The sequence below is a fragment of the Stenotrophomonas sp. YJH_SMC_17 genome (genome assembly GCF_059371655.1).
In genome coordinates this window covers 544,922-564,476 of record NZ_JCAFUU010000003.1, presented here as the reverse complement: position 1 = coordinate 564,476, position 19,555 = coordinate 544,922, and the positions used below count along the sequence as shown (strand labels likewise).

The following is a 19,555-nucleotide window of genomic DNA, read 5'->3' as shown; positions in this document are numbered from 1 at the left end:
CCCAAACCGCATTCGTTAACGGAACCATGACGTCGCGTTCAGTAAGGTGCACGTCCGTAGCGCTGCCGCGACCGATGCTTCCTTCGCCGCCGACGCGGCCCTTGCCCGGTTCGCGCTGCATGCCGCCGGCCCCTCGCTGCAAGCTCTGCTCGCTCCCCTCAATCCCCTTGATCGGAGAAGCTCCTTCATGGTGTTTCGCGTTTCCATCGCACTGGTTCTGCTGCTGGTGCTGCTGGCCGGCATCGCGCCCGGCCCCTTCAATACCGTGGTGCAGTCCATGCTGGCGGAGGTCATCCGCAGTGTCGGCTGGCTGTACCTGCTGGTGGTGTTCCTGGCCCTGGTGTTCCTGATGTACTTGTCCTTCGGCCGCTTCGGCAACCTGCGCATCGGTGGCGAAGATGCCGAGCCCGAATTCTCGCGTGCCAGCTGGATGTCGATGCTGTTTGCCGCCGGCATGGGCATCGGTCTGGTGTTCTGGGGCGCGGCCGAGCCGATCTCGCATTTCAGCAAGCCACCGGAAGGACTGGCACCGCAAAGCATGGACGCCGCGCGCGCCTCGATGCGCTACGCGTTCTTCCACTGGGGCCTGCACCCATGGGCGATCTATGCGCTGATCGGTCTGGCGATGGCCTGGTTCCAGTTCAACCGCAATGGCCGCGGCCTGGTCAGTGACATGCTGCAGCCGATCATCGGCCGCCACCATCGCGGCTGGATCGGGCGCGTGGTCAATATTGCCGCGGTGGTTGCCACCGCGATCGGTGTCGCCACCACGCTCGGCTTCGGCACCATCCAGATTGCCGCCGGTATCGAACGCGTCTTCAGCGTGCAGGCCACCGTCGCAGTGCAGATGATCATCATTGCCGTTGCCTTCGTGCTGTACATGGCCTCCACCGCCAGTGGCGTGGAACGCGGAGTGAAATGGCTGTCCAATTTCAACCTGGCATTGGCCGCGCTGCTTGCGGCGACCCTGCTGGTGCTGGGGCCGACCGGATTCATCTTCGATACGTTCACTACCACGCTGGGTTCCTACCTCAACCAGCTGGTGACGATGAGCCTGCGCATGTCACCGTTCTCCGGCAGCACGTGGGTGGCGGACTGGACGATCTTCTACTGGGCCTGGTGGATCTCGTGGGCACCGTTCGTGGGATCGTTCATCGCGCGCATCTCGCGTGGCCGCAGCGTGCGCGAGTTCGTGATCGGCGTAGTGCTCGCCCCGACGCTGCTGGGCTTCCTCTGGTTCGCGGTGTTCGGCGGCACCGCGCTGTGGGCACAGATCTTCGGCCACGCCGACCTGGTGCAGGCGCTGGGCAATGGCTATGAGACGGTGCTGTTCACCCTGTTCGACAGCATGCCGCTGCCGCTGTTGCTGTCGTGCATCGCGCTGGTACTGCTGATGATCTTCTTCGTGACCTCGGCCGATTCAGCGGTACTGGTGCTGGCCAGCATGTCCACCGACGAGGCCGGCGATCCACCGTTGAAGCGCAAGCTGGCCTGGGGTATCGCGGTGGCCCTGATCGCAGCCGCCCTGCTGCTGGCGGGTGGACTGGATGCGCTGCAGGGGATGATCACGATCGCGGCATTGCCGTTCGCGTTGCTGATGGTGCTGGTGATGGTGTCGCTGCACCGGGTGCTGGACCAGGAATACACGCGCGAGCGGCGGCAGGCGCAGCGCCAGCGGCACATGATCGATGCGTGGATCGCGCGCGAGATGGCGGCGCAGGAGGAGACCCAGGCCGAGGCCGCACGCGCGCACGATCAGGATTGAGGGTGTTTTGCAGCCTGCGGCTGCACTGCTTTTTTCAAGCAACGGCAACGTCTAAACCGGCTCTGGGATGCTGAGGGTTTGGCGGGGCGGTGTGGGTGGGCAGGACACGCCGTGAACCCATCCTTGGGGGCTCGATGGCGCCATCCATGGCGCCAACGGTCCTGCCCACCCACACCGCCCCACGCCCGACAGATTTTCGGTGACGGTTGGTTTTCCACGCTTTGCGGGGAAGATGTGTATCGGAAAACAAGAAGGGGTCGGATCCGTTTTCCTGCGGAAAACGGATCCGACCCCAACCCAAAGCCCGCGGCTGTTGCCGTTGCCTTTGCTCTTGCTCTTCTTTTTCTTTTCCTGCGGTGACGGACACGGAAACTGTCCGTGGCCGGGCGGGTGGGTTGGCTGGGGGCGTGAGCCGCATGGATGCGGCGACCGAGCCTACAGGGACGTATTCACGGCGTCCCCCAGACAATCCACCCGCCCGGCCAAGCCAAGCATCGCTGAACCATCACCGCAGAGGGGGCTGCGCCCGGTGGCCGGGAACCCTCAATACCCCGCCGCCTGCCCGTCCTTGCGACTCTCCGAAGCTCCGTAATAAACCCCGCTCTCGGGGTCGCGCATGATCGCCTGGTACCCGCCATAAGGCCCATCGGCGAACACGATGCGATGCCCCTTGCGCATCAGCGCACGCACCGTCTCATACGGGAAGCCGGTTTCCAGATTCACTTCGCCACCGTCGGTCATTGCCGTCGCCTGCCCGGTCGGCTCGGTGGAACCTTCATGCTGGATGCGCGGTGCGTCGCCGGCCTCCTGCAGGTTCATCCCGAAGTCCACCAGGTTCATCACGATCTGCGCATGGCCCTGCGGCTGCATCGCCCCCCCCATCACGCCGAAGCTGGCGTACGGCTTGCCGCCCTTGGTGATGAACGCCGGGATGATGGTCTGGAACGGGCGCTTGCCCGGTGCGTAGCCGTTGGGATGGTTCTTCTGCAGCACGAACATCTCGCCGCGGTCCTGCAGGATGAAACCCAGTCCCGGCGGTGCCATGCCACTGCCCATGCCACGGTAGTTGGACTGGATCAGCGAGACCATCATGCCGTCGGCATCGGCCACGGTCATGTAGATCGTGTCGCCCTCCTCCAGCTGCTTCGGCGTACCCGGCTGTACTTCCTTCAACGCCTTGTCCATCGAGATCAGCGCGCGGCGCTGCGCGGCGTATTCCTTGGAAATCAGTTTCTGCACCGGTGCCGGCTGGAACGCCATGTCAGCATAGAAACGCGCACGGTCGGCGAAGGCCAGCTTCTTCGCTTCGACGAACAGGTGCACATGTTCGGGTGAGCCGAATGGAATCTTCGAGAAGTCGTAGCCTTCCAGTACGTTGAGGATCTGCAGCGCGGCAATGCCCTGGCTGTTCGGCGGCAGTTCCCACACATCGTAGCCACGGTAGTTGCTGCTGACCGGTTCGACCCACTCGCCGAGGTGGTCGGCCATGTCCTGGTAGCTCAGGTAGCCGCCGTTGGCCTTGAAGTAATCGCCGATGGTGTGGGCGATCTCGCCCTTGTAGAACGCATCGCGGCCGCCATCTGCAATCTTCTGCAGGGTGCTGGCCAGGTTCGGGTTCTTCCACATCTCGCCCTTGCGCGGGGCGTGGCCGTTGATCGTGAACTGCTCCTTGAAGCCCGGGTACTGCGAGAGCTTCGGCACCGAGCGGTCCCAGTAGTAAGCAATCACCTCGGCGACCGGGTGGCCTTCACGGGCATAGCGGATGGCGGGCGCCAGGTTGTCGGCCATCGGCTTGCGGCCGAAACGCTCGTGCAGCGCGAACCAGCCATCGACCGCGCCCGGCACCGACACCGGCAGCGGACCGGTGGCCGGGATGTCCTTCAGGCCGCGGCGCTGGAACTCGGCCAGGGTGAGCGACTTCGGCGAGCGGCCCGAGCCGTTGTAGCCGTAGAGCTTCTGTGTCTTCGGATCCCAGACGATGGCGAACAGGTCGCCGCCGATGCCGTTGCCGGTCGGTTCCATCAGGCCGAGCGCGGCGTTGGCGGCAATCGCCGCGTCCACTGCCGAACCGCCGCCTTTCATCACATCGAGCGCGATCTGGGTGGCCAGCGGCTGCGAGGTCGCGGCCATCGCGTGCGGGGCGATCACCTCCGAACGGGTGGCGAAGGTGTGGCCGGTGATGCGGTCGGCGGCGAAGGACAGTGCAGGCACGGCAGCGAGCACGGCGGCAGCGAGCAGGGAACGGGCAAGGCGTCGGGACACGGTCGGGTTCCGATGGAAGGGTGGTTCCCCGATCTTCGCCGCTGCGGCCTTCACGCGGTATCGGGCAGAGGTCATGGGCCATGCCCGGCGAGCGAACCGGTAGAGATACCCTCATTCCCGCGCAAAAAACGCGCTGAAAAGAGTGAATTCGGGTTCACCGAAACACTTTCAGCAGCAACCATCCTTGTGCCACAAGCGATTGCGCTGGATGCAGCGGAAACCGATAAAAAATCTGCCGCCAGGGTTGACACCGCCGAAATGGCTGTGTTTCTCTCGATCACATGTTGCATCACAACACGCCACCGCGAACCCACATCGAAGCCGCCGACACCGGCGCCGCCTCGCTGCGTTCGATTCTTGTGCTCGTACTTATTACCCAGCCAACAGGTGCGGGACGAGCCAGCGTGTAAGCAACAAATACACCGGAACTCATCAAAACCCGCACCCGCCCCGGTGCGGGTTTTTTCATTTCAGGACCTGGTTTCAGACGCAACCACCATGCACACCGCCACCTTCAAAACCCGGACCCACACCACCACGGCACCCCGTGGCGGGTGTCCGTGTGCGATGCATGGCGCCTCCCCCACCGCTTTCCCCTGACCGGCCGGCACGTCACCTCGACGACCGGCCGTTCTTTTTTCTTCCCACCGCAAGGAACCTCCCCCATGAGCACCAACGACCTGCCCCAGACCAAGATCGCCGTCATCGGCTACGGCAGCCAGGGCCGCGCCCACGCACTGAACCTGCGCGAATCCGGTTTCGACGTGGTGGTAGGCCTGCGCCCGGGCGGCCCCACCGAGGTCAAGGCGCAGGCCGATGGCTTCACCGTCAAGGCCCCTGCCGATGCAGTGAAGGATGCCGACCTGGTCGCCGTGCTGACCCCGGACATGGTGCAGAAGAAGCTGTACGACGACGTGCTGGCGCCGAACATGAAGCAGGGTGCGGTGCTGTTGTTCGCGCACGGCCTGAACGTTCATTTCGACATGATCAAGCCGCGCGACGACCTCGACGTGGTGCTGGTTGCACCGAAGGGCCCTGGCGCGCTGGTGCGCCGCGAGTATGAAATCGGCCGCGGCGTGCCGTGCATCTGGGCGGTCTACCAGGACAAGAGCGGCAAGGCCGCCGACTACGCCCTGGCCTATGCCGGTGGCCTCGGCGGTGCCCGCGCCAACCTGATCCAGACCACCTTCAAGGAAGAGACCGAGACCGATCTGTTCGGCGAGCAGGCCGTGCTGTGCGGCGGTGCCTCGGCGCTGGTGCAGGCCGGTTTCGAGACCCTGGTCGAAGCCGGTTACCAGCCAGAGATCGCCTACTACGAAGTGCTGCACGAACTGAAGCTGATCGTGGACCTGTTCTACGAAGGCGGCATCTCGCGCATGCTGGAATTCATCTCCGAGACCGCCCAGTACGGTGACTACGTCAGCGGCCCGCGCGTGATCGACGCCGGCACCAAGGAGCGCATGAAGGAGGTCCTGAAGGACATCCAGGACGGCACCTTCACTAAGAACTGGGTGGCCGAGTACGAAGCGGGCCTGCCGAACTACAACAAGTTCAAGCAGGCCGACCTGGAACACCCGATCGAGAAGGTAGGCAAGGAACTGCGCGCCAAGATGGTCTGGTTGCAAGGTCAAGCCGCGTAACAACGCGGCATCCCCACCCGCTCTGCAAGGTTCCCCCATGAACTCTCCCACACACCGCAGCGCGCCGCCCAACGGCGCGCGCTGGCTGACCCAGGCGCTGGAGGCCGAAGGTGTCCGCACGCTGTTCGGCTATCCCGGCGGCACCATCATGCCGTTCTACGACGCGCTGGTGGATTCGTCGCTGAAGCACATCCTGGTGCGCCACGAGCAGGGCGCAGCACTGGCGGCCAATGGCTTCGCCCGCGCCAGCGGCCAGGTCGGCGTCTGCGTGGCCACCTCCGGCCCGGGCGCGTCGAACCTGGTCACCGGCATTGCCGATGCCATGCTGGATTCGGTGCCGATGGTCTGCATCACCGGCCAGGTCGGCACGCCGCTGCTGGGCACCGACGCCTTCCAGGAGCTGGATGTGTTCGGCCTGACGATGCCGATCGTCAAGCATAGCTGGCTGGTGCGCAGCGTCGATGATCTGCCGCGCGTGGTGGCCGATGCCTTCCGCATCGCCCGCGAGGGCCGCCCCGGCCCGGTGCTGATCGACCTGCCCAAGGACGTGCAGCTGGCCGATGCCAGCCATCTGCCGGTGCACCTGCCGAGCAGCGTCGAACCACCGCCGGCACCGGCCGACGCGGCCATCGCCGAGGCCATTGCGGCGCTGGCGGCAGCAGAGAAGCCGGTGGTCTACGCCGGTGGCGGCATCGCGCTGGGTGACGCGGTGCAGGACCTGCGCGACTTCGTCGAAGCCAGCGCGATTCCCACAGTGATGACCCTGCGTGGACTGGGGGCCCTGCCGGCCAACCACCCGCAGTCGCTGGGCATGCTGGGCATGCACGGCACCCGCGCGGCCAACATGGCCGTGCAGGAAAGCGACCTGCTGCTGGTGCTGGGCGCGCGCTTTGATGACCGTGCCACCGGCAAGCTGGCGGAGTTCGCGCCGTTCGCCCGCGTGGTCCACATCGACGCCGACGCCTACGAGATCTCCAAGCTGCGCAGCGCCGATGTCGCGGTGCCGGGCAATGTCAGCCATGCCATCCGCGCCCTGCGTGCGGCCTTCCCCTCCCCCCAGGCCCACCAGGACGCATGGCGCAAGCGCTGCGCCCAGCATCGTGATCGCTTCGCGGCCCGCTACGACGCACCCGGCCAGCACATCTACGCGCCGGCCCTGCTGAAGCGTCTGAGCGAACTGGCGCCGGCCGATGCGGTGATCGCCTGCGACGTTGGCCAGCACCAGATGTGGGTGGCGCAGCACTGCCGCTTCAACCACCCACGCAACCACCTGACCAGTGGCGCGCTGGGCACCATGGGCTTCGGCCTGCCGGCTGCGATGGGCGCGCAGTTCGCCTGCCCCGACCGTACCGTGGTGCTGGTCTCCGGCGATGGCAGCTTCATGATGAACGTGCAGGAGCTGGCCACCATCGCCCGCTGTCGCCTGCCGGTGAAAATCGTGCTGCTGGACAACAGTTCGCTGGGCATGGTGCGGCAGTGGCAGGAACTGTTCTTCGCCGAGCGCTACAGCGAGATCGACCTGTCCGACAACCCGGACTTCGTGGCCCTGGCCAAGGTGTTCGGCATCGCCGCCACCCGCATCGACGCGCGTGATGACGTCGAGGGTGGACTGGCCGCGCTGCTGGCCGAACCGGGCCCGGCACTGCTGCACGTGGCCATCGATGCACGCGCCAACGTGTGGCCGCTGGTGCCGCCCAACACCGCCAACAGCACGATGCTGGAAAGCAACCCCGCCCATGCCCGCCAGGAGACCCCCAATGCACTACCGGCTTGACCTGGTGCTGCACCCGGCCGAAGGCGCGCTGCTGCGCGTGATCGGCATGGCCGAGCGTCGCGGCTTCGCGCCGCGCGCGATCAGCGGCGCGCCGGTGGCCGCCGACGATGGCCGCTGGCACCTGCAGCTGGTGGTGGATGGCCAGCGCCCGGCGGAAACGCTGTGCCGGCAGATCGAGAAGATCTACGACTGCGTGTCCGTGCAGGTCACCGCCGTGGAAGGAGTATCGCCATGAACACCCGTACCGTAGCGACCACGGTGCCGGTACGGAGGCGTCTTCTTCGGCGCCCGTGCCCGCATGCGGCGCTCGACCGCAGCGCGCTGGTGGCCCATGCCGGCCGCTGATGCCAGCCAGGAAAGCGATGTCGGCGACGTAAGCGTCGCCGACGTCCTGGCCGCGCAGGCCCGCCTGCGCCGCTTCCTGCCGCCGACCCCGCTGCACCATGCCGAGCGTTTCGGCACCTGGCTGAAGCTGGAGAACCTGCAGCGCACCGGTTCCTACAAGGTACGCGGCGCATTGAACGCTCTGCTGGCCGGCCGCGAGCGCGGCGACAGCCGGCCGGTGATCTGCGCATCGGCCGGCAACCACGCCCAAGGCGTGGCCTGGGCAGCCTACCGTCTGGACGTGCCGGCCATCACGGTGATGCCGCATGGCGCGCCGGCGACCAAGATCGCAGGCGTCGCCCACTGGGGCGCCACCGTGCGCCAGCACGGCAACAGCTACGACGAGGCCTACGCCTTCGCGGTTGAACTGGCGCAGCGCCACGGCTACCGCTTCCTGTCCGCGTTCGATGATGCCGACGTGATCGCCGGCCAGGGCACGGTCGGCATCGAGCTGGCCGCGCATGCCCCTGACGTGGTGATCGTGCCGATCGGCGGCGGTGGTCTGGCCTCCGGCGTGGCCCTGGCGCTGAAATCACAGGGCGTGCGCGTGGTTGGTGCACAGGTGGAAGGCGTTGACTCGATGGCGCGCGCGATCCGTGGCGATGTCCGTGAGATCGCCCCCGTCGCCTCGCTGGCCGATGGCGTGCGGGTGAAGATCCCCGGCTTCCTGACCCGCCGCCTGTGCACCTCGCTGCTGGACGACGTGGTGATCGTGCGCGAAGCCGAGCTGCGCGAAACCCTGGTGCGGCTGGCGCTGGAAGAACACATCATCGCCGAGGGCGCCGGCGCGCTGGCGCTGGCGGCCGGCCGCCGCGTCGCCGGCCGCCGCAAGTGCGCGGTGGTGTCCGGCGGCAACATCGACGCCGGCGTGCTGGCCGGCCTGCTCACCGACATCCGGCCGCGCCCGCCACGCAAACCGCGGCGACGGCGCAGCGAAACACCCCGCTCGCCTGCCAAGGCCACCGCGCCGCCCTCCCCCACCTCTTCCCCTTCCCACCTGCAAGCCGCAACGCCCGCTGTCGAGGAGATTTCCCTGTGACCACCATCGAACGAATTACCACCCCGCGCATCCGCATCTTCGACACCACCCTGCGTGACGGCGAGCAGTCCCCCGGCTGCAGCATGAGCCCGCCGCAGAAGCTGGTGATGGCGCGTGCGCTGGACGAACTGGGCGTGGACATCATCGAGACCGGCTTCCCGGCCAGCTCACAGTCCGACCGCGAGGCAATGGCACTGATCGGCCGCGAACTGCGCCGCCCGAGCCTGAGCCTGGCGGTGCTGTCGCGCTGCCTGCAGGCCGACATTGAAACTTCCGCACGTGCGCTGGAAGCGGCTGCCAATCCACGCTTGCATGTGTTCCTGTCGACCAGCCCGCTGCACCGCGAGCACAAGCTGCGCATGACCCGCGAGCAGGTACTGGAGTCGGTACGCAAGCACGTAGCACTGGCGCGTTCCTACATCGACGATGTCGAATTCTCAGCCGAGGACGCCACACGTACCGAGCTGGACTACCTGATCGAAGTTTCGCGCGTGGCGATTGCCGCCGGCGCCACCACCATCAACCTGCCCGACACCGTCGGCTTCACCACGCCGGAAGAGATCCGCGCGATGTTCCAGCAGGTCATCGCCGGCGTCGCCGACGTGCCGAATGCCGCCAACGTGATCTTCAGTGCGCATTGCCACAACGACCTGGGGCTGGCCGTGGCCAACTCGCTGGCCGCCATCGAAGGCGGTGCTCGCCAGGTCGAGTGCACCATCAACGGCATCGGTGAACGTGCCGGCAACTGCTCGCTGGAAGAGATCGCCATGGTGCTGAAGGTGCGCCAGGCCTTCTACGAGCAGGACAGTTCGATCAACACCCCGCGCATCGTCGGCACCTCGCAGCTGCTGCAGCGCCTGGTCGGCATGCCGGTACAGCGCAACAAGGCCATCGTCGGCGCCAATGCCTTCGCCCACGAATCGGGCATCCACCAGCACGGCATGCTGCGCCATCGCGGCACCTACGAAATCATGCGTCCGGAAGACGTGGGCTGGGAGGACTCACAGATGGTGCTGGGCCGCCACAGCGGTCGCGCCGCCGTCGAAGCGCGCCTGCGCGCGCTGGGTTTCTGGCTGGACGAAGAGGAACTGAAGCTGGTGTTCGAGCAGTTCAAGGGCTTGTGCGAGCAGCAGCGCGTGGTCACCGATGCCGACCTGCAGACGCTGATGCAGGGCGGCTCCAATGCACAGGGCTACCGCCTGGCCTCGATGACCATCAGCGATGTCGGCAGCCGTGCCAATGCGCTGGTCGAACTGTCCGACCCGGACGGCAACCGCGTGGCCGAAACCGCCCAGGGCGACGGCCCGGTCGATGCCCTGTTCGGCGCGCTGTCGGCCGCCACCGGCGTGCAGCTGATGCTGGACAGCTACCACGTGCACAGCGTCGGCATCGGCGCCGATGCGCGTGGCGAAGCCAACCTGAGCGTGCGCCACGAGGGCGTGGAGTTCGACGGCACCGGCACCAGCAAGGACATCATCGAAGCCTCCGCGCTGGCCTGGCTGGATGTTGCCAACCGCCTGCTGCGCCAGCGCCAGGCCGCCGCCCACAGCAGCACCGACGTTCCCACCCCTGCCACCGCCTGAGGAACCCGAGATGAGCGCCTTCGACACTCCCACCCCGACCAGCGCCGCTGGCCAGCAGTGGAACGCCCAAGACTATGCGATCGATGCCGGCTTCGTGCCGCTGCTCGGCGGCGCGGTGGCGCGCCTGCTCGATCCGCGCGCCGGTGAGCGCATCCTCGACCTGGGCTGTGGCGATGGCGTACTCAGCACCGAGCTGGCGCTGAGCGGTGCGCGCATCCACGGCGTGGATGCCTCGCCGGAACTGGTGATCGCCGCCCGCGCGCGCGGCGTCGATGCGCAGGTGATGGACGGCCACGCGCTGGCCTTCGACAGTGAATTCGATGCGGTGTTCAGCAACGCCGCGCTGCATTGGATGAGCAACCCCGACCGCGTTCTGGAAGGCGTGCGTCGCGCATTGCGCCCCGGCGGCCGCTTCGTCGCCGAGTTCGGCGGCCATGGCAACGTGGCCACGATCATCGCCGCGCTGCAAGCCGCACGCGTGGCCCACGGCCATGGCGCCAGCGCCTTCCAGTGGTACTTCCCGACGGCCGATGCCTACGCCGGCCGCCTGCGCCAGCATGGCTTCCAGGTGCAGCTGATCGAATGCACGCCGCGCCCGACGGCGCTGCCGACCGGCGTGGCCGGCTGGCTGCGCGTCTTCGCCGCGCCGCTGCTGGACGACCTGACCAGTGAGGTCCGCGCCACTGTGCGCGACGCCGCCGCTGCACTGCTGGCCGATCTGCCGCGCAACACCGCCGGCCAGCCGCTGGCCGACTATGTGCGGCTGCGGGTCCTCGCCCGCCGCCGCTGACATGACCTTTTCGCTATCTTTCCTGATGTCCGCTATTTCGTACTTCCGCCAGGCACACGCATGACTTCCGCACCCCGCACCCTGTACGACAAACTGTGGGACGCCCACGTGGTGGTTCCCGAATCCGACAGCGCGCCCGCCGTGCTGTACATCGACCTGCACCTGATCCACGAGGTCACCTCGCCGCAGGCGTTCACCGAGCTGCGCGAACGCGGCCTGTCGCCACGCCGGCCGGACCGCACCAAGGCGACGATGGATCACTCCACGCCGACCCTGCCAGCCGCCGCCGACGGCACGCTGCCCTACGCCAGCGCCGCCTCCGAGGCACAGGTCGCCACGCTGGCGCGCAACTGCGCCGAGCATGGCATCGAGCTGTTCGACATGGCCTCGGACAACCGCGGCATCGTCCACGTGATCGCGCCGGAACAGGGCTTCACCCAGCCGGGCATGACCATCGTCTGCGGCGACAGTCACACCTCCACCCATGGTGCGTTCGGTTCGCTGGCCTTTGGCATCGGCACCAGCGAAGTCGGCCACGTACTGGCCACGCAGTGCCTGCTGCAGCGCAAGGCCAAGACCTTCGCGATCACCGTTGATGGCCCGCTGGCGCCGGGCGTCGGTGCCAAGGACGTGGTGCTGCACATCATCGGCGTGATCGGCGTCAACGGTGGCACCGGCCACGTCATCGAGTTCCGTGGCAGCACCATCGAAGCGATGGACATGGAACAGCGCATGACGCTGTGCAACATGTCGATCGAAGCCGGCGCGCGTGCCGGCATGGTGGCGCCGGACCAGGTCACCTTCGACTTCGTGGCCCGCACGCCGCGTGGCCCCAAGGGCGCCGACTTCGACGCCGCCGTCGCACGCTGGCAGCAGCTGCGCAGCGATGACGGCGCACGCTTCGACAGCGAAGTCCGCATCGACGCCGCCGACATCCGCCCGACCCTGACCTGGGGCACGCATCCGGGCACGGCCATCGCCGTGGACGCGCCGATTCCGGCGGCCAACGATGCCGCTGCACAGAAGGGCCTGGACTACATGCACTTCCAGGCCGGCAAGGCGCTGGCCGGTACGCCGGTGGACGTGGTGTTCGTCGGTTCGTGCACCAATGGCCGCCTGAGCGACATGCGCGAAGTCGCGCAGGTCCTGCGCGGCCGCCGCGTCGCTGACCGCGTGCGCATGCTGGTGGTGCCGGGCTCGGAGATCGTCAAGCGCGAGGCCGAAGCCGAAGGCATCCACGAAATCGTGCGCGCGGCCGGTGCCGAGTGGCGCGAGCCGGGCTGCTCGATGTGCATCGCCATGAACGGCGATCTGGTCGCGCCCGGCCAGCTGGCCGTGAGCACCAGCAACCGCAATTTCGAAGGCCGCCAGGGCCCCGGTTCGCGCACGCTGCTGGCGTCGCCGATGAGCGCGGCGTGGGCCGCTGTGAACGGGCACGTTGCCGATACCCGCGAACTGTTCGCACAGGAGGTGGCGTGATGGCCGGTTTCCGTACCCTGACCTCGGCCAGTGTGGTGCTGCGCCAGACCAACATCGACACCGACCAGATCATCCCGGCGCGGTTCCTGTCCACCACCGAACGCGCCGGCCTGGGCCGCAACGCCTTCAATGACTGGCGCTGGCAGGCCGACGGATCGCCGGTGACCGACTTCGCCTTCAGCCAGCCGCACAACGCCGGCCGCAGCATCCTGCTGGCCGGCCGCAACTTCGGCTGCGGCTCCTCGCGCGAGCATGCGCCGTGGGCGCTGACCGACCTCGGCCTGCGCGCCATCGTCAGCAGCGAGATCGCCGACATCTTCCGCGGCAACGCGCTGAAGAACGGCCTGCTGCCGATCGTGCTGGACGAGGCCGACGTGCAGGTGCTGATGCAGCGCCCGGACGATGAACTGACCATCGACGTGGCGGCGCGCGAGCTGCGCACGCCCGATGGCCGGGTGTATTCCTTCCCGCTGGATGGCTTCTCGCAGACCTGCCTGCTGGAAGGTGTCGACCAATTGGGTTATCTGTTGGGCCGTGTCCCTGAAATCGAACGTTACGAGAGTGAGCATGCACGCTGAAATTGTTGTCCTGCCCGGTGATGGCATCGGCCCGGAAGTGGCCGCCGCCGCGGTTGCTGTACTGAAGTCCGTCGCCGGACGCTTCAACCACACCTTCACGTTCAGCGAGCACGATATCGGTGGCATCGCCATCGACCGCCATGGCGAGCCGCTGCCGGCGTCGACCCTGGCCGCCTGCCAGGCCGCCCATGCGGTACTGCTGGGCGCGGTCGGCGGCCCGAAGTGGTCCGACCCGAACGCCAAGGTGCGCCCCGAACAGGGCCTGCTGGCGATCCGCAAGGCGCTGGGCCTGTACGCCAACCTGCGCCCGGTGCGCACCCACGAGGCCGCACTGCACGCGTCGCCGATCAAGGCCGAGCTGCTGCAGGGCGTGGACTTCGTGGTGGTGCGCGAACTGACCGGCGGCATCTACTTCGGCGACAAGACCCGCGATGCCGGCAGCGCCAGCGACCTGTGCCGCTACAGCGTGGCCGAGATCGAGCGCGTGCTGCGCAGCGCCTTCCGCCTGGCGCAGCAGCGTCGCGGCAAGGTCACCTCGGTGGACAAGGCCAACGTGCTGGAAACCTCGCGCCTGTGGCGTGATGTGGCCGCGCGCATCGGCCGCGAGGAGTTCCCGGACGTTGCCCTGGAGCACCAGCTGGTCGATTCGATGGCCATGCACCTGCTCGCCAAGCCGCGCGAGTACGACGTGATCGTGACCGAGAACATGTTCGGCGACATCCTCACCGACGAAGCCTCGATGCTGGCCGGCTCGCTGGGCCTGCTGCCGTCGGCTTCGCTGGGCGAGCCGGGTGCGGTCGGCATCTACGAACCGATCCATGGTTCGGCACCGGACATCGCCGGCAAGGGCATCGCCAATCCGTACGCAACGATCTTCAGCGCGGCGATGCTGCTGCGCCACTCGCTGGGATTGGAGGCCGAAGCGGCCGCAGTGGAAGCCGCCGTGCATGCGGTGCTGGACGATGGGGTGTTCACCGCCGACCTGGCCGCCAAGGGCCAGGCCGTGAGCACCGCTGCAGCCACCGACGCGGTGCTGGCCAAGCTGCGCTGACCCGTCGGGCAACGCCTGTAGAGCCGAGCCATGCTCGGCTCATTCAACAGCAGTCGAGCATGGCTCGACGCTACAGATAGCAGGCAGCCAGGTAGGAGGCAGCCACGCCATGCGTGGCTGCCTTACTTGGTGGTGTACCCACCATTGACCAGAATCGTCTGCCCGGTCATCCACCAGCCATCGGTCACCAGGAATCGGATCCACGGCACGATATCGGCGATATCGGTCAGGCCGGTGCGGGTGAATGCGGACAGCGCCGCCGCGGTCTTGTGGTACGCCTGCGCGTCGGCACTCTCTGCCGGGTAGAAGAACGGCGTGTCCATCGGACCGGGGCCGATCGCGGTCACCGAGATGCCGCGCTCGCCAAACTCCTTCGACGCCGCGCGGGTGAAGTGCTCCACCGGCGCCTTGGTGCCGGCGTAGCTGGAGTAGAACGGCGTGTAGGCACCCAGCAATGAGGTGACCAGGGTGCAGATGCGGCCACCGTCGTTGACGTGACGGCCGGCTTCCTTGAGGAAGAAGAACGCCGCCTTGGCGTTGACCGCGCTCATCTCGTCGTACTCGGCCTCACTGATCTCCAGCAGCGGCTTCTTCAATACCTTGCCCACCGTGTTGATGGCGATGTCAGGACGACCGACTGCGGCCACGGCGTCGGCGAACAGGCGCTCCATCGCTGCCGCCGACGTCAGGTCGCCCTGCAGGGCCACCGCCTTGCTGCCGGTGGCCTGCACCGCAGCGACGGTCGCCTCTGCATCGGCGTGGGTGGCGGCACTGTTGTAGTGAACCACGATGGCCCTGGCGCCTTGTGCGGCGAAGTCGCGGGCGATCAGTCCGCCCAGATTCTTGGCGCCACCGGCAATCAGCACGGTCTTGCCCTTGAGGGAATGGTCGGTCATGGCCTAGGTCTCGGAAGGGGGCTGCCCGGGGTGGCAACCCTGCCCTGACGACGATATCGTGCAGAAAAGGCGGATAAAGCCCGCCACATTGACTTGACTTTCCAGAGCCAGCGAACAATGGACCGGATCGATCGCTTCCGCATCTTCACCCGGGTGGTGGAGTGCGCCAGCTTCACCCGCGCCGCGGATCAGCTCGGTCTGCCCCGCTCAACCGTCTCGGCGGCGGTGGCGGACCTGGAGCAGCGGCTCGGCACCCGCCTGCTGCAGCGCTCGACCCGCCGCGTCTCCACCACCCACGACGGCGATGTGTTCCATGCGCGCTGCCTGCGCCTGATCGCCGAAGTCGAGGACGCCGAAACGCTGTTCCGGCAGGACGATGCGCAGCCGATGGGCCTGCTGAAGATCGACGTGCCCAGCCGCATCGGCCGCCGCATCATCGCCCCGGCCCTGCCCGACTTCTTCGCCCACTACCCGCAGGTGGAAGTGGACCTGGGCATGACCGACCGCGCGGTGAACCTGATCGAAGACGGCTGCGATGCCGTGCTGCGGGTCGGCCAGCTGGGTGACTCCAGCCTGGTGGCGCGCACGCTGGGGCAGCTGGATTTCGTCAACGTTGCAGCGCCGGCATACCTGCGCGAACACGGCATACCGCAGCAGCCTGCCGACCTGCAGCAGCACCGTGCGGTGAACTATGCGTCGCCGACCACCGCGCGGGTGGAACCGTGGGAGTGGCAGGAGGGCGGCCAGCTGCGCACATTGCCGATGCCTGGCTGGGTGCGGGTGAACAGCGCAGAAGCGTCGATCGCGTGCTGCGTGGCCGGGCTGGGGCTGCTGCAGATTCCGCGTTACGACGTGCAGGTCGAACTGCAGTCAGGCGCGTTGGTGGAGGTGATGCCGCAGCATGTGGCGCAGCCGTTGCCGGTAACCCTGCTGCAGCCGCATCGGCAGCACCGTGCGCAACGTGTGCAGGTATTTCTGGAGTGGCTGCTACCGGTGCTGCGAACCGGCCTGCAATTGAAGTAGATCCACGCCATGCGTGGCGGGATGCCCCCGTGCCCACCAAGGTCGGCCCCCCCGGGAAGGGACCAACCGGCATGGGTGGGGCCAGAGCCCTTTCCCCGAGGGAAAGGGATCCGACCCCGGTCGGGTATTACGCCCCGGCTTCGTCCGGCTTCACCCGGAACCACGCCGCGTACAGCGCCGGCAGGAACACCAGGGTCAGCACCGTGCCCACGATCAGCCCGCCCATGATCGAGATCGCCATCGAGCCGTAGAACGCACTGCGCGACAGCGGAATCATCGCCAGCACGGCCGCCAGCGCGGTCAGCACGATCGGGCGGAAGCGGCGCACGGTGGCGTCGATGATCGAATGCCAACGGTCATGCCCGGCATCGATGTCCTGCTGGATCTGGTCGATCAGGATCACCGAGTTGCGCATGATCATGCCCGCCAGCGCAATCGTGCCCAGCAGTGCCACGAAACCGAATGGCGCGCGGAACAGCAGCAGGAACGACGTCGCACCGATGATGCCCAACGGCGCGGTCACCAGCACCATCGCCGCGCGCGAGAAGCTGCGCAGCTGCAGCATCAGCAGCGTGGCCACCACCACCAGGAACAGCGGCATGCCGGCCTTGATCGAGTCCTGGCCTCGCGCCGAATCCTCCACAGTACCGCCGGTTTCCAGCAGGTAGCCGCTGGGCAGCTCGGCACGGATGCCGTCCAGCGTCGGCAGGATCTGGTGCACCACGTCCAGCGGCTGCATGCCATCGCTGATGTCGGCGCGCACGGTCACCGTCGGCAGGCGGTTGCGGTGCCAGATGATGCCGTCCTCGAAGCCGTACTCCATCGTCGCCACCTGCGACAGCGTGATGCTGCCGCCGTTGGTGGTGGGCATCGACAGGCTCGACAGCAGCTCCAGCTGGTTGCGCTCGTCGGCCGGGCCACGCAGCAGCATCTCGATCTGGCGGTTGCCTTCGCGATACACGCTCACCGACTGCCCGGCCAGCGAACTGGACAGGAACTGGCTGACCTGTGCGCTGCTTACGCCCAGCGCGCGGGCACGCTCCTGGTCGATCACCAGCCGCACCACCTTGCTCGGCTCACTCCAGTCCAGGTTGACGTTCATCACGTGCGGGTTCCCGCGCACCTTGGCCTCGACCTGGCGTGCGATCGCCTGCACCTTCTCGATGTGCTCGCCGGAAATGCGCATCTGCACCGGATAGCCGACCGGCGGGCCGTTCTCCAGGCGGGTCACGCGCATCTGCACGTCCGGGAACTTCGGGATCACCTCGTGCAGCAGCCAGTCGCGGGTGCTTTCGCGCGATTTGATGTCCTTGGCCAGCACCACGAACTGGGCGAAGTTGGTGGCTGGCAGCTGCTGGTCCAGCGGCAGGTAGAAGCGCGGCGAACCGGTGCCCACGTAGGACACATAGTTGGCGATGCCCTCGCGGCTGGACAGCAGTTTCTCCAGCTTCTCGGCCTGGGCCTGGGTCGAGCGCAGCGACGCGCCCTCGGCCAGCTCGATGTCCACCATCAGTTCCGGCCGGGTCGAATCCGGGAAGAACTGCTGCGGCACGAAGCGGAACAGCATCAGCGAACCGATGAACAACGCGATGGTCGCTGCGATCACCCACCAGCGATGGCGCAGGCAGGTATCGAGGAAGCGGCGGAAGCTGCGATAGAACGGGCGCTGGTACGGGTCATGGTCATGCCCGTGCTGCGGCGGCGCGATCAGATTGGCCAGCGCCGGGTAACGGTCGGCCCACTGCTGGCGCTTGGCGTGCCAGCGCGCAGGCAGGCTGCCCGGCTTCGGCGGCTGCGGATTGAACAGGTCCGGCAGCATCTTGTCGCCCAGGTACGGGATGAACAGCACCGCTGCGATCCACGACACCACCAGCGCGATGGTCACCACCTGGAACAGCGAGCGGGTGTATTCACCGGTACTCGATGCCGCCGTTGCAATGGGCAGGAAGCCTGCCGCGGTGATCAGGGTACCGGTCAGCATCGGGAACGCAGTTGATTCCCAGGCAAAGCTGGCCGCGCGCAGGCGGTCATACCCCTGCTCCATCTTGGTGGCCATCATCTCCACCGCGATGATCGCATCGTCCACCAGCAGGCCCAGCGCCAGCACCAGCGCACCCAGCGAGATCTTGTGCAGGCCGATGTCGAAGTAGTGCATGACGAAGAACGTCATCGCCAGCACCAGCGGAATGGTCACGCCCACCACCAGGCCAGTGCGCAGGCCCAGCGAGAAGAAGCTGACCAGCAGCACGATCACCACCGCCTCGGTCAGTACCTGCACGAACTCGCCGACCGACTCTTCCACCGACTGCGGCTGGTCGGACACCTTGCGCAGCTGCATGCCCGCCGGCAGGGTCTTCTGCAGGCGCTCGAACTCGGCATCCAGGTTGGCGCCGAGTTTGAGGATGTCACCGCCATCCTTCATCGCCACCGCCAGGCCAATCGCCTCCTCACCCATGAAGCGCATCTTCGGCGACGCGGGATCGGCAAAGCCGCGCTTGACCTCGGCGATGTCGCCCAGGTGCACGGTGCGCTCACCGGCGCGGATCGGGAACTGGCGGATCGCTTCGATGTCATTGAACTGGCCGGTCACGCGCAGCTGCACGCGATCGGTGGCGGTCTCGAAAAAGCTGGTGCCGGTCACCGCGTTCTGGTCGGCCAGTGCCTGCTGTACCTGCTGCATCGACACGCCCAGCGTGGCCAGCCGGGTGTTGGACAGCTCGATCCACACCTTCTCGTCCTGCAGGCCGACCAGGTCGATCTTGCCGACGTCGGGCACGCGCTGCAGTTCCAGCTGGATGCGGTCGGCGTAGTCACGCATCACCGCGTAGTCGAAGCCTTTGCCGGTCAGCGCGTAGATGTTGCCGTAGGTGTCGCCGAACTCGTCGTTGAAGAACGGACCGACGATCTCACGCGGCAGCGTCGCGCGGATATCGCCCACGCGCTTGCGCACCTGGTACCACAGGTCAGGAATCTGCCTGGAACGCAGGCTGTCGCGGGCCATGAAGATGACCTGCGATTCGCCCGGGCGCGAGTACGAGCGGATGAACTCGTACTCGCCGGTGTTCATCAGCGCCTTCTCGATCGGCTCGGTCACCTGCCGAGAGACCTGCTCGGCGGTGGCGCCCGGCCACAGCGTGCGCACCACCATCGCCTTGAAGGTGAACGGCGGGTCTTCGGACTGGCCCAGGTGCTTGTACGACCACGCGCCGATGAGGGCGAAGGCGAGCATCGCAAACAACACCAGCGGACGATTGGCCAGCGCCCATTCGGAAAGATTGAAGCGGCGCACCG

14 protein-coding genes are annotated in these 19,555 nt (G+C 67.0%); 11 read left to right on the top strand and 3 right to left on the bottom strand.

Going from position 1 to position 19,555, the window contains the following annotated elements; translation table 11 throughout:
* The first annotated feature begins 187 nt into the window (after positions 1-187).
* Complete coding sequence (locus AC5P8Z_RS12285) at positions 188-1,765, top strand: BCCT family transporter (RefSeq protein ID WP_495229137.1); 1,578 nt, start codon at positions 188-190, stop codon at positions 1,763-1,765.
* A gap of 543 nt (positions 1,766-2,308) precedes the next feature.
* Here AC5P8Z_RS12285 and ggt read toward each other — a convergent pair.
* On the bottom strand, positions 2,309-4,027 hold the full coding sequence (gene ggt, locus AC5P8Z_RS12280; RefSeq protein WP_495229136.1) for a gamma-glutamyltransferase: 1,719 nt from the start codon (positions 4,025-4,027) through the stop codon (positions 2,309-2,311).
* Between the two features lie 665 nt (positions 4,028-4,692).
* On the opposite strand from ggt, the gene ilvC reads away from it, so the two are divergent.
* From ilvC to leuB, 9 genes are all read left to right on the top strand, one after another.
* Complete coding sequence (gene ilvC, locus AC5P8Z_RS12275) at positions 4,693-5,667, top strand: ketol-acid reductoisomerase (RefSeq protein WP_295566796.1); 975 nt, start codon at positions 4,693-4,695, stop codon at positions 5,665-5,667.
* Between the two features lie 37 nt (positions 5,668-5,704).
* Complete coding sequence (gene ilvG / locus AC5P8Z_RS12270; RefSeq protein WP_495229135.1) at positions 5,705-7,441, top strand: acetolactate synthase 2 catalytic subunit; 1,737 nt, start codon at positions 5,705-5,707, stop codon at positions 7,439-7,441.
* Positions 7,425-7,676 carry an ACT domain-containing protein gene (locus AC5P8Z_RS12265; protein ID WP_049428486.1) on the top strand — a complete coding sequence of 84 codons (252 nt, stop codon included), beginning with the start codon at positions 7,425-7,427 and terminating at the stop codon, positions 7,674-7,676. The genes ilvG and AC5P8Z_RS12265 overlap by 17 nt, the downstream gene beginning before the upstream one ends.
* 96 nt (positions 7,677-7,772) lie before the next feature.
* Entirely contained in the window at positions 7,773-8,864 is a 1,092-nt protein-coding gene (locus AC5P8Z_RS12260) for a threonine dehydratase (RefSeq protein WP_495229134.1), read from the top strand.
* Positions 8,861-10,447, top strand: coding sequence for a 2-isopropylmalate synthase (locus AC5P8Z_RS12255; protein WP_495229133.1), 1,587 nt, complete (start codon positions 8,861-8,863; stop codon positions 10,445-10,447). The genes AC5P8Z_RS12260 and AC5P8Z_RS12255 overlap by 4 nt, the downstream gene beginning before the upstream one ends.
* A gap of 10 nt (positions 10,448-10,457) precedes the next feature.
* The gene (locus AC5P8Z_RS12250; RefSeq protein ID WP_495229132.1) at positions 10,458-11,237 is read left to right on the top strand and encodes a class I SAM-dependent methyltransferase; all 780 of its coding nucleotides are present in this window, start codon (positions 10,458-10,460) and stop codon (positions 11,235-11,237) included.
* 60 nt (positions 11,238-11,297) lie between these two features.
* Entirely contained in the window at positions 11,298-12,716 is a 1,419-nt protein-coding gene (leuC, locus tag AC5P8Z_RS12245) for a 3-isopropylmalate dehydratase large subunit (protein ID WP_478406777.1), read from the top strand.
* Positions 12,716-13,294 (top strand): 3-isopropylmalate dehydratase small subunit, encoded by a 579-nt coding sequence (gene leuD / locus AC5P8Z_RS12240; protein ID WP_495229131.1) that lies wholly within the window; start codon positions 12,716-12,718, stop codon positions 13,292-13,294. The genes leuC and leuD overlap by 1 nt, the downstream gene beginning before the upstream one ends.
* Entirely contained in the window at positions 13,284-14,345 is a 1,062-nt protein-coding gene (gene leuB, locus AC5P8Z_RS12235; RefSeq protein ID WP_286069795.1) for a 3-isopropylmalate dehydrogenase, read from the top strand. Before leuD ends, leuB begins: the two co-directional genes overlap by 11 nt.
* 122 nt (positions 14,346-14,467) lie before the next feature.
* Here the strand turns inward: leuB and AC5P8Z_RS12230 are convergent, their stop codons facing one another.
* Positions 14,468-15,241, bottom strand: a complete 774-nt coding sequence (locus tag AC5P8Z_RS12230) for an SDR family oxidoreductase (protein ID WP_286069796.1) — start codon at positions 15,239-15,241, stop codon at positions 14,468-14,470.
* 117 nt (positions 15,242-15,358) lie between these two features.
* Here AC5P8Z_RS12230 and AC5P8Z_RS12225 point away from each other — a divergent pair, with 117 nt between their 5' ends.
* Positions 15,359-16,264: a LysR family transcriptional regulator gene (locus AC5P8Z_RS12225; protein ID WP_495229130.1), complete on the top strand. Its 906-nt coding sequence runs from the start codon at positions 15,359-15,361 to the stop codon at positions 16,262-16,264.
* 127 nt (positions 16,265-16,391) lie between these two features.
* Here the strand turns inward: AC5P8Z_RS12225 and AC5P8Z_RS12220 are convergent, their stop codons facing one another.
* Positions 16,392-19,553, bottom strand: a complete 3,162-nt coding sequence (locus AC5P8Z_RS12220) for an efflux RND transporter permease subunit (RefSeq protein WP_495229129.1) — start codon at positions 19,551-19,553, stop codon at positions 16,392-16,394.
* Positions 19,554-19,555 lie beyond the last annotated feature (2 nt).